Raw genomic sequence first — 13,656 nt, 5'->3', positions numbered from 1 at the left:
TGCACAAAGTCGCCTAAATCCGTACGACACCGCCAGGTACCACGCCGTACGACGGAGTGCGGGAGGCGCTCGTGCTGTACGGCGGGGCGCGCAGTACACAAGCAGGTCGTCGGCGTCGACGGATCCACGCCGTGGTGGGCTTGAACATGCTATTGCCTGTTCACAGCCACCGTTTCCTGTTCATAGGCGCGGTCGTTTGTTCGAGGCCACCGTTGCCGGAGGGCGCGCAGCGCGACCGCGGCGAGGCCGGCGAGCACGCGGTGGACCGCGGAGGCTCTTTGGTACGTCGTGATGCCGGCGCCGTCGTACAGCAAGGCGCTTGGTGCTGTCGTACGGACCGGCGCATGCGAACGGTGGTCGCAACCACTGCGTCGGGTGAAACACCCCACTTTGTGCACCAGATCCGTACGCGGAGGCCGATTTCGTACGGATCTCATGCACAAAGTGCCCCCTTTCCGCACGGCGCCGGCACAGACCACGCCGCACGACGCCGCCACAGACCACGCCGCACGACGCCGCCACAGACCACGCCGCACGACGCCGCCACAGACCACGCCGTACGACGTCCCCGCCACAGACCGCGCCGTACGACGTCCCTGGCGTACGACGTCCCCGGCGTACGGCGGGTTTGCTCGGGAGGTGGGGTGGTCATGCGGTAGGGATGACGACGGCCGGCTGGGTGGGTAGTGGGGTGGGGGTATGTCCGAGAGAACACCGGTGGCCGGCGGGCGGCGGGCGGAGTTGGCGGGGCGGCTTGGCCGGGGGGTGCGGCATCGGCGGTGGTATTCGTGGCTGGCGTCGGCGGCGCTTTGGCTGGTGGCGACCACGCTGGCGATACTGCTGGCTGACGCGCTCCTGTCCGGCTTCCATGCGAACCTCCCGTTCGGGCCGCTCGGGTTCGCGGTCGTGCTCGGGATCGTTGGCCTCACCCTTCAACCGTTGCTGGTGGCGGGGGCTGCGCGGTTCGGCTGGGTGGGTGTCCTTTTGCTGGCGGTGGTCGGCCAGGCGTCGATCGTTCTCGTCACCGCGTGGGTGCTGCCGGATGTGCGGGTCGACAACTTCTGGTCCGCGCTCGTTGTCGCGTGGATCGTCGGCGTGGTCGGTACCGTCGTCGGCTGGCTGAGCACCGCCGGTACCGACGAGGGGTTCGTGGAGCGACTTGTGGCCGCGGGACGGCGCCGTACGGCTGAGGTGGATGACGCGGACGTGGACGGCGTGGTGTTCGTTCAGTTGGACGGCGTACCGTTCCCGGTCCTGCAGATGGCGGTGACGGCCGGGACGGTACCGACGTTGTCGCGCTGGCTGCGTTCCGGCAGCCACCGCCTGCACGAGTGGACGCCGAAGTTGCCGGCGACGACGCCCGCGAGCCAGATGGGCATCCTGCACGGGGTGATCGACGGGATCCCCGCGTTCCGTTGGTACGACCGCGCCGGCGACCGCATTCTGGTGGCGAACCGGCCGTCGGACGCCGCCGTGATCGAAGCCGACCTGACCACCGGTCACGGGCTGCTCGTCGACGGAGGTGTGAGCATCAGCAACCTGTTCACCGGCGACGCACCGGAAGCGGCGCTGACGATGAGCGCGCGGGCCGACGGCGGAGAGATCACCAGGCGGGCTGTCGCTCAGTTCGTGGCCAGTCCGGCGGGATTGACCCGTGGTCTGTCCCGCTCGGTCTCGGAGCTGCTGCGTGATCGCTTCCAGGCTCGGCGTGGTGTTCGGCGGGACGTGCAGCCGCGGTGTCACCGCTCCTGGTCGACGGCGGCTTTGCGGGCCGTTACCAATGGGGTACTGCGGGACGTCAACACTGCACTCGTCGCCCACCACATGCTGCGCGGGACGAGGTCGATCTACGTCGACTACGTGGACTACGACGAGGTCGCGCACCACGCCGGCGTACTGCGTCCGGAGAGCCTCGAGGCACTGGAGTCGGTCGATCGCGTGCTCCACCAGCTCGAGCTGATCGCGTCGGTCGCGCCGCGCCGGTACCGCTTCGTGCTGCTGTCGGACCACGGACAGGCGCAGGGGACACCGTTCGCGGATCGGTACGGCGAGGAGCTCGCGGTCGTCGTATCGCGCCTGGCCGCGGCGGATGTCGCCGTGTCGTCCACGCCGGTCGAAGGATGGGGCCGCACGCGGATCCTGGTGGACCAACTGGCGTCCGGCGGCGGTGTTCAGGGGCGGACCATGCGCAACGCCGCCCAGGCGATCGAGCGCCGCGGCCACGACGAAGCGGACCTCGTCGAGGCCCACCCCGGCCACGCCGACCACGCCGACCACGCCGACCACCCCGAGCTCATCACGGGCGGGACGGGCACAGCTGAGGCGACGACCCACGAGACAACCCAGCGGCGCAGATCGGGGAAGGCCGAAGGGGACGAGGAGTTTCACGTTTTCGGGTCCGGCAATCTTGGGCTCGTCTACGTCCGCGGCGTCAAGGAGCGACTCACGGCGCGGCAGCTCGATCGGCGGTACCCGGCCTTGGTGGCGGGACTGGCCGCGCACCCGGGCGTCGGTTTCGTCGTCGTCCTGGACGAGGTCGAGGGTCCGATCGCGCTGGGCGCCAAGGGCCGGCACCGGCTCGCCGACGGACAGGTCGAGGGCGTCGACCCGCTGGCTCCGTTCGGGCCGTACGCGCCCGCGTTCGTCCTCCGAGCGGCGCTGCGACCCGAGGCGCCGGACATCTACGTCAACAGTCTGGTCGAGTCCGGCACCGAGGAGGTGGCAGCGTTCGAGGGCCTGGTCGGATGCCACGGCGGGTTAGGCGGTTGGCAGGACCGCGCGTTCGTCGCCGTACCGGTCGACGTACCGTTCCCGGCCGAGCGCGTGGTCGGCGCGGACGCACTCCACCTCGCCCTGAAGAACATCCTCCGCCACTGCGGCCACCGGGTAGACGTCCCGCACAAGTCCACGGCGGGCTGAGATACGGGATCAGGTGTCGGCCGCGAGGCGCCCCGTCTCGACTGCGTTCAGGAAGACGTGGTAATCCCGTTCGTTCTGGTCGGCGTACGCCTCGGCGTACTCGGCCATCGCCTCCGGGAAGGCGTCGTCGCTGTTCAGGTACGTCGCCAGCGCGATCCGGTCACCCGACCGCGCATGGGCTCGCGCCAGCGTCCAGCCGCACAGCTGGCCGAACATCGTCATTCCGGCCGGATCCAGCTTCTGGACCACGGCCGCGCCCTTCATGTCGCGCAACTGCCGGACGTAGTAGTCGCGGGCCTGGCCGTCGATGCCGTCGGTCCGCCGCCAGCCGAGGAAGATGTCGTCGGCCGCCTGCATCAGCCGCTGCCCGACCACCACCCGTTCGCCGTCGTTGCGGTGCGCGGGTCGTTGCCGGAGCGCGGTCGGCACCTTGCCCTTCAGCACGGACGGTGCGGCCTCCTTGACCTGGAGGAACAGCGGATCACCGTCGTCCCGCCCGCGGAGCAGCACGATCCAGCAGCGCGTCCCGACACCGCTCACGCCGACGGCCTTGCGGGCCAGGTCGGCGAATTCGAACTGGTCGAACAGCACCCTCCGGTCGATCGGCAGTGACCGTCGGTACAGGGTCAGCAGCTCCTTGATCCCGGTGCCGAGCTCTTCGCGCTCGGCCTCGGGCAGCAGTTCGGCGACCGGCACGAGCAACGGCGGGTCGGCCTTGATCCGGACGCCGTCGTCGGTCAGCTCGGTGAGTTTGGCCAGTGGTTTCAGGTTTCCGCTGCCACGGGCCTTCAGCAGGCTCTGGTCGACGTTCTTGCGCCGGCTGGAGGTTGCTTTTGGCAACATCTGGTAGACCTCGTCGACGTCCGCCCGGGCGTACCAGATGTCGAGCGCGCGCAGCGTCCCGAATTCGGCGATGGCATCGCGGTACCGGTACGCCGTACCCAGCACGCACTTGCGGCGCTCCTTGCGGGAGAACCCGTTGCAGCGGCCGGCGATCGCCAGGCTGGCGGCGAGGCGTTTGATGTCCCACTCCCACGGACCGGAAACCGTCTCGTCGAAGTCGTTGATGTCGAACAGCAGCCGGCGCTCCGGTGCGGCGAAGACGCCGAAGTTCGACAGGTGGGCGTCGCCGCACAGTTGGACGCCGAGACCGGACACCGGAGCCACCGCGAGATCGGTCGCCATGCCGACGGCGTTACCGCAGAAGAAGGCGTACGGTGACATCGTCATTCGACCGTGCCGGACCGGTACGAGCTCCGGGAGCCGCGACCTGGCCTGTTCCTCGAGCAGCACGACGGGATCGCGGCGCTCCGCCGGCAGAACCAGCTGACCCTGTTCGCGCGGCGGCAACGCGTTCCGCGCGGCGAGTCCGATCCGGGCGTGATCGGACGGGGGCAGACGCCGGACGGCGGGTCCCTCGGCGGATCGGGTCGAACCTGTCCTGCTGACGACGGCCCGCGCCGGCACCATCGGCGTCGATACACTCATGCTGCGTTACCCCCTTGGTGGCGTCGGGGCGCGTGATCCGGCGCTGATCCCGTAGGTCCACCGAACACCGCGGTCGGCGCAGCAGCATCACCCCGGCCGGATGAACCCTCCACGCCGCCCGACGGCTTGACTTGAGGCGTGAAGGACGCGGCGGTCGACTACCGGCAACTCCCGCGGCGGACCCGTCGCCGGCTGGTGACGGTGGCGCTGCTGCGCTCGTTGCTGGTGTCCGCGGTCATCGTCGCCGGGTACTTCGTGCTGCCGATGCGTCTCGACGGTTCCGAACCGGTGGCCGGCCTGGTCCTCGGGCTGTTCGTCGTCGGTCTGGTGCTCGGATGGCAGATCGCCGCCATCTCCCGCGCGTCGTACCCCCGGATCCGGGCGGTCGGCGCGATGGCGACGTCGCTCCCGCTGTTCCTCGTGGTGTTCGCCACCACCTATTACCTGATGGCCGACACCGAGCCGTCGACGTTCTCCGAGCCGCTGAACCGGCTCGACGCAGCGTATTTCACGGTGACCGTGTTCGCGACCGTCGGATTCGGTGACATCGCCCCGGTGTCGGGCGCGGCGCGGACCGTCACGACGATCCAGATGGTGGCCGACGTCATCCTGGTCGGCCTGGTCGCGCGGGTTGTGCTCGGGGTGGCCAACCAGAACCTCGACAGCCGCAAGTGAACACCTCCGGCGTCAGGCCGTCAGACCGACATCCTTGGCCGGCGGATCCGGGACCCGGGCCATCCGGAAGGAGTTCAGCAGCCCGGCGAGCCCGGCCAGGATCGGAATGCCCAGGGCAACCTGCAGGGCCAGCGGCCGCGCCGTGGTGTTGATGTCGAGAATCTCCGCGCGGACCTCGGGCGTCTGCTTGGCCAGCAGCAGTTCGAGGTCGGTGTTGGACATCACCTGGGCATCGTGTTCGAGGGTGTCGGCGACTTGCTGCTGCTGTGCCGGTGACAGCACGGTGCTGGAGTCGGCCAGGTTGGTGAAGCTCAAGGACAGCGTCGCGAGCATGATCGCTCCGGCGAACGCCAGCCCGAACGACAGCCCGAACGATCCGGCCGCCGAGTTGACGCCGGCAGCCTCGCTGACCCGCTCCTCCGAGATCGGCGCGAGCGTGTAGTTGTTCAGCTGGGACACGAGCAGGCCGAGACCGGTACCGACGACCACCAACGGTGCGGCGAGCAGCCAGCCGGAGTCGGCGCGCGGCACGATCGGGATCAGCACCACGAGGCCGGTGGTGAGGATCGCGAACCCCCAGCGGACGATGCCGCTCGGCCGCCGTGCGCCGGCCTTCTTCTCGGCGAGGATCGCCATCCCGAACATGCTCAGCGACAACGGTGCCAGCGACAGACCGGCCTGCATCGCGTTGTACTCGAGCACCATCTGCAGGTAGATCGGCAGCACGATCATCGTGCCGCCCAGCGCGATCTGCTGCAGCATCTGCTGGGAGATCCCCAGCCGGAAGCCGTCCGACGCGAAGAGCGCCGGGTCGATCAGCGTGGGCTCACCGCGATGCTTGCGGCGCCGGAGCCAGTACACCAGCCCGCCGAGCCCGATCAGGCCGACGACCAGGATCAGGCCGACGTACTCGCCGCCTTCCTGCCAGACCAGGATGCTCGCGACGATGCCGCCCATGCCCACCACGGACAGGGCGGCTCCGACGACGTCGACCTGCCGCGAGCCGGTGTACGGCGCGTCCTTGACCAGCCCCTGACCGATCAGCACCACCACGATCACCGCGACCTCGAACAGGAACGCCACCCGCCACGACAGGTACGTGGTGATGAAGCCGCCGAGCAGCGGTCCGACCGCGGCCGCCAGCCCGGCGGCGGCGCCGACCAGCGCGTACGCCTTGGTCTGCGCGGGCCCCTCGAAGTTGCCGTGAATCAATGCCTGCATGGCGGGCAGCAACAGCGACGCTCCGAGCCCGCCGACCAGCGCCCAGAACACGATGATCGCGGTCAGGCTCTGCGCCACCGCCATCGCCGAGGCGCCGATCGCGTACCCGCACAGCCCGAGCACGTACGCCCGCTTGCGGCCGATCAGGTCACCGACCTTGCTCCCGATCAGAATGAACGCCGCCGACACCAGCGCCTCCAGGGCGATCGCCGACTGCACGCCGCTGACCGTGGTGTCCAGGTCGTCGACCACCGAGGCGATCGAGACGTTCATCAGCGACGTGTCCACGACCAGGACGAACATCGCCATCGCGAGCAGGATGCTCAGCCGCGCATTGGCTTTCGTCCCGGCCGGGACACCGCTGGAGTTGTCGCTCATGAGCGTGCGCCGACCGAGCGTCAGCCGGCCAGGATCTTCGCCTTCTGTGCCTCGAACTCGGCGTCGGTCAGCACCCCCGACTGCTTCAGCTCGCCGAGACTCTTCAGCTGCGCCAGCCGATCCTCGGTGGCCGGCTGGGCCGGAGCCGGCGGCGCCTGCGGTGGGGCTTGTTGCGCGTACTGCGGTGCTGTTTGCGGTGCTGTTTGCTGGGCGTATTCCGTGTCCCGCGCGGCCGCCGTGTCGGCGTCGCGGCGGGCGTACTTCGCGTCCTGACGGCGCTGCACGCGGCCGTGGACCGCGGTCGCGGTGCCTGCGACGGCGGCCGTCCGCACAATTCCTCGCAGCAGTCCTGGCATCTCAAGCTCCTCAACTCATGGGTTCCAGCGATTCCACCGCTTCCAGGGCGTCGAGTGCTGCCATGACGTCCTGGGCCGGGATCCGGCCGCCGGCGATCAACTGACCGCCGGATTCCATCGCCGCCGCGACGAACGGGATCGCCCACGTGTTCTCGTAGACGACCAGCGCCGCCAGAGTGCCCGGTTCCATCGCCGCGGCCGCCGCTGCCACGTCGTCGTCGGCCAGCAGCCCCGTCCGGGCACCGCTCAGCTCCGCGAACCCGCCGGCCTGCTCCGTGGCCTCGGCCAGGTCGATCCCGTACGGGGTACCGGTGGCGTCCTTGCCGACCAGCATCACGTCGTACACGTGGATGATTCCGCGATCGATCAGATTCACCAGCTCCTCGGCCGCTCGTCCGGTCAGTTTGTTGCCGGTGAACTCGAGGAGCACGTAGTCGATGGGGCCGTGAACGTCTACATCCGCCATGTCTGTCCATCCCTCCCGGGGCGCGTGCGCCCCCGGCGTCCTGTCCGATCACCGTCCCGCCGGCCGGTGCCGGTGGCATCACCCCCGTGGGATGAGCTCAGGTGGCACGAACTCTTGCGGGTGCGGTTCGACCAGCGCGGCTTCGGCCGGTGTCAGCTGCCGGATGCTCAGGATCGTCAGGCCGGCGACCTGCAGGCGCTCGACCAGATCGGCGATGTCCTGGCCGTCGCGCAGCCGCAACCGGAAGGCTCCGGCCGTCCGGTGTTCGGCTGCGGGGCCGGCGCAGAAGGCGAGGGTGGCCGGCCGTAGATCGCCCTGGAGGACGACCTGGTACGACGGGCCGCGGTGTTCACGTGGTGTCATCGTCTCCGCTCCGTTGCTCGACATCGGTCCACTCCGTCGGTGCTGACGCCGGGTCCAGGACGCGCCGTACCTCGATGACCTCGATGCCCAATGCGCGCAGCCTCGCGAGCAGGCCGTACAGCGCCGCCTGGCTCGGAATGCTGTAGACGACGGTGTTCACCTGGTCGACGGCGATCGTCACCGCGCGCATGTCGCGCAGATCTTCTTCGGGGACCACGTCGGCCACGCGGACCTCGTACACCGCCTCGACCATCGCAACCACTCCGTTCGCCACCCTGTCCGCCACCGTGTCCGCCACCGTGTGCCTCGACGCTGGCAAACCTCCGATCCGGCTGCGTCACCCCTGTGGGGTGAACTGCCACAGGGGCTGGTTTTGCGGGCGTCTTGGTGGTTTCGTCGGGTAGGTACGTCCCCTCACGTGCGCTGGGCATTCGCGTCTTGGGAGGGCTGATGGCGAGCGAGCGGTCGGTGAGGGTGGGCGGCAGTCGTCGGACGTCGCCCGGCGCATCGTTCGACGATCGTCCGAGCAGGGCGGTCAGAACCGCTGTGCAGAAGCAGGGGGAGGTGTCGAGGCAGCGGTTGGTCGATCGGGTGGACCTCGGCATCCAGCGGCCGTTGACGCTGATCAGCGCACCGGCGGGCTTCGGCAAGTCGGTGCTGGTGGACTCGTGGGCCGAGTCCTATCGGGGCCCGGCGCTGGTACGGCGGATCGCGCCGGCGACCGATGGTGAACCCGCGGACCTGCTGAAGTCCGTCCACCAGGTGTTGCGCGCTGACGACCGGCAGACCCTCGTGCTGGTCGTGGACTGCGGTGACCGGATGATCACGGCGGAGTTCGGGAGGGATCTCGACCGCTTGCTGCGCGGCTACGCCGGACGGTTCCGGGTGATCCTGCTGACGCGGTACGACCCGCCGCTGCCGTTGCACCAATACCGCCTGGCCGACGCCATCGCCGAGATCCAGGCCGAAGACCTGGCGTTCACCACCGATGAGGTCGCGGCGCTGACCCGCGCATTCGGGCTGAACCTGACCGGGGACCAGCTCGCCGACCTGCACGCCCGGACCGGCGGCTGGCCGGTCGGTCTGGTGTTCGCGGCCATGAACCTGGCCGGCAAGTCCGACCCGGGTCGCGCGATCCGCGAGTTCCGCGGTGACACCGGCAACGTCGCGGCGTACCTGATGGCGGAGGTACTGGACTCGCAACCACCCGAGCTGCGCAAGTTCCTGCTCCGGACCAGCCTGGTCGACGTCGTCACGCCGGGGCTGGCCGAAGTGTTGACGGCACACCGGTGCGATCTTCGGTCGTTGCAGTTCCTCGCGCGCGGCAACTCGTTCATTCAGCCGGTGGCAGGGACAACCGACGGCTACAGCTACCTCGCACTGTTCCGCGAGTTCCTGCGGGCCGAGGTGCTGTATGAGGAGCCGGCGCTCGTCCCCTCGCTGCACAGCGCGGCGGCGGCCTGGTTCGCTCGCAACGGTCAGCCGCTGGAGGCGATGCATCATGCGGTCACCGCCGGCGACTGGCGGCAAGCGGCCCGGTACCTGGTGGCGAATCCGGACACCGTCGCGGTGCTGATCGGGCGACGTCGACGGCAGGCGTCAGCGTTGCTCGCGGGGTTCCCCGACGAGTTCGAAGGTCCCGAGCCGGCGATTGCCAGGGCCGTCCTGGCGCTGGCCGAGTTCGACGTCGCCAGGGGTACGTCGGAACTCCGCCGATCCGATGCTGCGGTGGCCCGATCCGATGCGCAGGACGCTGCGCTGGTGATCGGCATGCTGCGGGCAGTCTGCGCCACGCTCAGGCCCGCGACGGCTGCGGACCTGGACGGCGTCCTGGCCACGGAAGGCCGACTCGGAACGGTCGTCCCGGGCTCACCGGCCTTCCACCCGGAAGCGCGGTTGCTGATCATCGGCTGCAAGGGCCGGATCCTGCTCCGGCGCGGTGACTTTCCGGCCGCGGCGTCGGCCTTCGAGGACGGGATCGCGCTGGCCGAGGACACCGGTGCCGACGAGGTACTGACCGAGTTCCTCGGCCTGGCGGCGCTGGCCGAGGCGATTCGCGGCCGGCTGCGACGGACCGGTGAACTCGTCGCCCGGGCGACGGCGCTGACCGCACCCGGGACACCACCCGGTCTGCCGCGGTCGACACTCGTCGCGGCGGCCTGGATGCACACGGATCGCGGCGAGCCGGCCGCGGCCGAAGAGCTGCTGCACCGCGTCGAGGATGCTGCCGATTCGAGGCCGGACAGCCTGATCGTGCGAGCGGCGTGCGCACTGGTCCTGGCCAGGCAGCTGCGAGCGCGCGGCGACGTCCAGCCGGCGATCGACGAACTGCGGGCCGCGCGCGACGAACTCCGTGGCCACGGTGGTTGGTTCGACCAAGCATTGGTCCACGAGGAGTCGAACCTGCGCACCGGCGAGCCCGTGGTCGGTCAGCCACCTGCTGTCGATGATCCCCTCGACACCCAGGTGAACAGCTGGTTGGTCCAGGCAGCCGAGGCGGTCCGTGCGGGGAACAAGGCGCGCGGCGACCTCTACCTGGAGCGCGCCCTCCGGCTGGCCGCTCCCGAGCAGCTGCGCCGGCCTTTCGCGGAGGCGCCGGCCGTCCTGCGGCAACTGCTCGAGCCGACCGGTGAGGCGGCCCGCCACCACGCCTGGCTGCGGACGCCGTCCGATCGCGAACCGGGTCGCGCTGCCGAGCGGCACGGAAGGTCCCGGGACCAACTGGTCATCACCAGCGCTCTGACCGGCAAGGAACAAGAGGTCCTCGGGTACCTCGCCGACCTGCTGACCACCGAGGAGATCGCGGACACCATGTTCGTGTCGGTGAACACAGTGCGCAGCCACGTGCGCAGCATCCTGCGCAAGCTGGGCGCGTCTCGCCGCAACGAAGCCGTCCGCCGGGCCTGGGAGCTCGGGCTGCTGCCCGCCCAACCAGAGAACTGACGGCCTGGTCCTTGTGAATCAGAACGTCGTCGAGCCGCGCAGGTGATGCGGGCGTCCGTCCGGGTCGTAGATCAAGCGGTACAGCGGTTCGGCCCACAGTGCCTGCAGCCTGCTCACCGGTTCGGTCCGGTGCGCGCGGACCTGTCCGGGTGGGCGCGTGCCGCGGCGACCGCCGGCGTGCCAGGCGTCCAGGGTCGCAGCGGTCCGCTTCCACAGGTCGAAGCCCGCCGCGGGGCTGAGGCCGGCGAGACGGTCGCGCGATCGGCCGAGGTGCTCCGACCACACCTCCAGCCGGAGGTCACGCGCCAGCCGTCGCGTTTCGCCGTCGCCGGTCGTTTCGGTGTCGAGGACGGCGCAGGTGAGTTCGCTGTCGCAGGTCCAGGACCGGCGGTTGAAGTTGTCCGAACCGCACGTGAACCACACGTCGTCGACGATGCAGATCTTCGCGTGCACGTAGATCGGCGTACCTTCGCCGTTCTCCAGGTCGAAAACACCGACCCGCCCGGGCGCGAACCGCTGCAGCAGCCGGACGGCGTGCAACTGGCCGAGACGGGCCGGTGGTCCGCTCAACCTGCCGTCGTTGTCCGGGTACCGCGGCACGACGACGATCACCCGGAGGTCGGGCGCCCGCGCGAGAGCGTCGTGGATCCCCTGTGCGATCAGCTCGGACCACAGATACTGGTCCTCGACGTAGATCAGCCGCCGGGCGTTGCGGAACGCCTTCTCGTACGCCCTGGCGACACTGCGCTCACCCAGTGGCGCGAACGGGTAACCGGGTCGCTTGTGGCCGTACGTTCTCAGGACCTGCACGGTGTGCGGTCCGGCCGGTGGAGGATCCGGGAAGGATTCCGGCAGCGGCTCCGGATGCCGCGGCATCCGCGCGAGCCGTTGCACGACCATCCGGTACGGCGTCCGGCGATCGAGCGGATGCCCGTCGTCCCAGCGTTCGCAGAACGTCCGGAGCAGATCGCCGACGACCGGTCCGTGAATCTCCAGTACCGCATCGTGCCAAGGCGTGCGATCGCCGTACCGCCGGTCCATCGGTGCCCGCTGCGGATCACCCCGGTGCTGGTGATCGTCGCGGCGCTGGTGGCAAAGGTCGATGCCGCCGACGAAGGCGAGGTCGCGTTCGGGCCCATGGTGCCGGATGACGAACAGTTTCTGATGATGCGAACCGAGCATCCGGACGCGTTGATCGAGCAGTACCTCGGCGCCGGCCGCGTTGAGCCGGGTCCCCAGCTTGCGGTTCTCCCGCGCGCTGAACCGCAGATGATCCGAGTGCGACCGCCACAGCAGGGCCCGGACCTCGACGCCTCGCCGTACCAGCTCGATCAGCGCGGCACCGATGGCCGGGCCGTCCGGCAGCAGTTGCTCGTCGGCGTCGCCTCGCCAGTCGGTGAAGTACACCCGGTCGCCGGCGCGCAGTGCGCACAACTCCTCGTACAGCCGGCGGAAATACGTCGCACCGTGGATCAACGGCCGGACCAGGTTTCCCTCGACCCAGGACCCGTCCACGTCACCCACCTGGTCGATGTCGGTGCCGGGATTGCCGCGCTCCTCGATCCGCAGCAACCACTTGGCGGCGCTCTGATCGGTCATCGTTCACCCCGGTCTGCCGGCACCGCCGAACTGCCGCCGGCTACGCCGTACGGGAGCGGGTCAGCGCCCAGATCACCCAGACGTCGAGCGCGATCAGCACGATCGCCCAGAACGGCTGGAACGGAATGAAGAAGAAGTTGTTCAGCGCACTCAGCACAACCAGGAACAGCGCGATCCACTCGGCCCAGCCGGCCCGGTTGAACAAGCCGATCCCGGTGATGACCGCCGCCACCCCGAAAACCAGGTAGATCCATCCCCAGGCCGTGAGATCGAGGTCGTAGGCGTAATCCTCGACCTGCCCGAAGTAGCCGTCGTCGATGATCGCGGCCAGGCCGGTAATCACATGGAAGGCGCCGATCATCACCAGAACCACACCGGCGAAGACGACAGCCCCCGTCTCCCAGCCCGATTGCGGAGGCGACGCGACAGTACGGTTGCCGGTCATCTGCACTCCCTCCCCCTGCTCGCCACCGCGCGACAGTAGGCCCGCGCCGAGCACTGCCGCGTCACCCCTGGCGGACGACCGGGCCGCTGACCGATGCGCGGGTCGGGTGGCGGTGTTGCAGCCGTGGATCTGTGGAGGGTTTTTCCGCATATGGCGGGAAGACCCTCCACTGTCGTGCGGAAAACTCTCCTAGATGATTGGTGCACGGCCTGGTCTGGATCCGGTGGTCGTAGTGATGGGCCGAGGACGCTCGGGCGTGTGGCGTGGGTGGCGTGTGGCGTGTGTCAGGTCGACAGGACGTCTCCCGTGACAAGGGTCACAGCTGAGCGTGATTCAGGCGCCGAACACACCCGCCCGCGCCACACTAACTGTCGAGCGTGCACACCTTCGGGCCGCGCATCAATCATCTAGGAGCGGTTCGGCGGTCAGCAATGCGGGGAGTGCGGGCAGCGCGGGGGAGTGCGGGCTTGAGGTGACCCCGGCGAACTGGGGCGGTGCGCATGTTGCACGGGGTCTCCTGGGCCCCACGGCCCGGTGGATCGTGCCGGCCACGGTGGGGTAACCCCAACACGAAGGGATATCCGGGCGTACGCCACGCCGACGGTTCAGGTCAGCTCGGCCCGCGAGCCGGCAACGTTGCAGCACGCGCTGGTCGTACGGCGTGGTGGTCGGCGTGGTGGGGCGTGGTCGTAGGCGGGCCGGGACGTCCGCGCGACGGTGGGTTCACCCACGCTGTTGTGGGTTCCCCACCGTTCAGACGGGTCAGGAACCCACAACACGATGGGTGAACCCACCGCGTGGGG

11 protein-coding genes are annotated in these 13,656 nt (G+C 69.5%); 3 read left to right on the top strand and 8 right to left on the bottom strand.

What is annotated here, in order from left to right:
- Positions 1-699: 699 nt before the first annotated feature.
- Complete coding sequence (locus tag AB0B82_RS23335; protein WP_360172153.1) at positions 700-2,919, top strand: phage holin family protein; 2,220 nt, start codon at positions 700-702, stop codon at positions 2,917-2,919.
- Positions 2,920-2,928: 9 nt separating this feature from the next.
- On the opposite strand, the gene AB0B82_RS23330 is transcribed toward AB0B82_RS23335, so the two are convergent.
- Positions 2,929-4,407 (bottom strand): DUF2252 domain-containing protein, encoded by a 1,479-nt coding sequence (locus tag AB0B82_RS23330; protein WP_360172150.1) that lies wholly within the window; start codon positions 4,405-4,407, stop codon positions 2,929-2,931.
- A 138-nt stretch (positions 4,408-4,545) separates the two neighbouring features.
- On the opposite strand from AB0B82_RS23330, the gene AB0B82_RS23325 reads away from it, so the two are divergent.
- Positions 4,546-5,082 carry a potassium channel family protein gene (locus AB0B82_RS23325; RefSeq protein WP_360172147.1) on the top strand — a complete coding sequence of 179 codons (537 nt, stop codon included), beginning with the start codon at positions 4,546-4,548 and terminating at the stop codon, positions 5,080-5,082.
- Between the two features lie 12 nt (positions 5,083-5,094).
- Here AB0B82_RS23325 and AB0B82_RS23320 read toward each other — a convergent pair whose 3' ends face one another.
- The 5 genes from AB0B82_RS23320 to AB0B82_RS23300 form a co-directional block, all read right to left on the bottom strand.
- Positions 5,095-6,681 carry an MFS transporter gene (locus AB0B82_RS23320; RefSeq protein ID WP_360172145.1) on the bottom strand — a complete coding sequence of 529 codons (1,587 nt, stop codon included), beginning with the start codon at positions 6,679-6,681 and terminating at the stop codon, positions 5,095-5,097.
- 20 nt (positions 6,682-6,701) lie between these two features.
- Positions 6,702-7,037, bottom strand: a complete 336-nt coding sequence (locus AB0B82_RS23315) for an SHOCT domain-containing protein (RefSeq protein WP_360172142.1) — start codon at positions 7,035-7,037, stop codon at positions 6,702-6,704.
- A gap of 10 nt (positions 7,038-7,047) precedes the next feature.
- Positions 7,048-7,503, bottom strand: coding sequence for a DUF6325 family protein (locus AB0B82_RS23310; protein WP_360172139.1), 456 nt, complete (start codon positions 7,501-7,503; stop codon positions 7,048-7,050).
- Positions 7,504-7,581: 78 nt separating this feature from the next.
- Positions 7,582-7,890 carry a hypothetical protein gene (locus AB0B82_RS23305; protein WP_360172136.1) on the bottom strand — a complete coding sequence of 103 codons (309 nt, stop codon included), beginning with the start codon at positions 7,888-7,890 and terminating at the stop codon, positions 7,582-7,584.
- Positions 7,853-8,152, bottom strand: a complete 300-nt coding sequence (locus AB0B82_RS23300; protein WP_360172133.1) for a hypothetical protein — start codon at positions 8,150-8,152, stop codon at positions 7,853-7,855. Before AB0B82_RS23300 ends, AB0B82_RS23305 begins: the two co-directional genes overlap by 38 nt.
- 278 nt (positions 8,153-8,430) lie before the next feature.
- Between AB0B82_RS23300 and AB0B82_RS23295 the strand changes: the two genes are divergently transcribed.
- A complete protein-coding gene (locus AB0B82_RS23295) occupies positions 8,431-10,809 on the top strand; it encodes a LuxR C-terminal-related transcriptional regulator (RefSeq protein ID WP_360172130.1) in 2,379 nt (792 codons plus the stop codon).
- Positions 10,810-10,827: 18 nt separating this feature from the next.
- On the opposite strand, the gene AB0B82_RS23290 is transcribed toward AB0B82_RS23295, so the two are convergent.
- Positions 10,828-12,408, bottom strand: coding sequence for a phospholipase D-like domain-containing protein (locus AB0B82_RS23290; RefSeq protein WP_360172128.1), 1,581 nt, complete (start codon positions 12,406-12,408; stop codon positions 10,828-10,830).
- A 40-nt stretch (positions 12,409-12,448) separates the two neighbouring features.
- Positions 12,449-12,853 (bottom strand): hypothetical protein, encoded by a 405-nt coding sequence (locus AB0B82_RS23285; RefSeq protein ID WP_360172125.1) that lies wholly within the window; start codon positions 12,851-12,853, stop codon positions 12,449-12,451.
- Positions 12,854-13,656: the final 803 nt, after the last annotated feature.

This window comes from Kribbella sp. NPDC048915, from assembly GCF_040649595.1.
GTDB lineage: Bacteria > Actinomycetota > Actinomycetes > Propionibacteriales > Kribbellaceae > Kribbella.
This window is presented reverse-complemented; position numbering and strand designations above follow the sequence as displayed.

Coding starts and splice junctions, on each gene's coding strand:
- AB0B82_RS23335 (WP_360172153.1), top strand. CDS start 700: ATGTCCGAGAGAACACCGGTGGCCGGCGGGCGGCGGGCGGAGTTGGCG.
- AB0B82_RS23330 (WP_360172150.1), bottom strand. CDS start 4,407: ATGAGTGTATCGACGCCGATGGTGCCGGCGCGGGCCGTCGTCAGCAGG.
- AB0B82_RS23320 (WP_360172145.1), bottom strand. CDS start 6,681: ATGAGCGACAACTCCAGCGGTGTCCCGGCCGGGACGAAAGCCAATGCG.
- AB0B82_RS23315 (WP_360172142.1), bottom strand. CDS start 7,037: ATGCCAGGACTGCTGCGAGGAATTGTGCGGACGGCCGCCGTCGCAGGC.
- AB0B82_RS23310 (WP_360172139.1), bottom strand. CDS start 7,503: ATGGCGGATGTAGACGTTCACGGCCCCATCGACTACGTGCTCCTCGAG.
- AB0B82_RS23305 (WP_360172136.1), bottom strand. CDS start 7,890: ATGTCGAGCAACGGAGCGGAGACGATGACACCACGTGAACACCGCGGC.
- AB0B82_RS23290 (WP_360172128.1), bottom strand. CDS start 12,408: ATGACCGATCAGAGCGCCGCCAAGTGGTTGCTGCGGATCGAGGAGCGC.
- AB0B82_RS23285 (WP_360172125.1), bottom strand. CDS start 12,853: ATGACCGGCAACCGTACTGTCGCGTCGCCTCCGCAATCGGGCTGGGAG.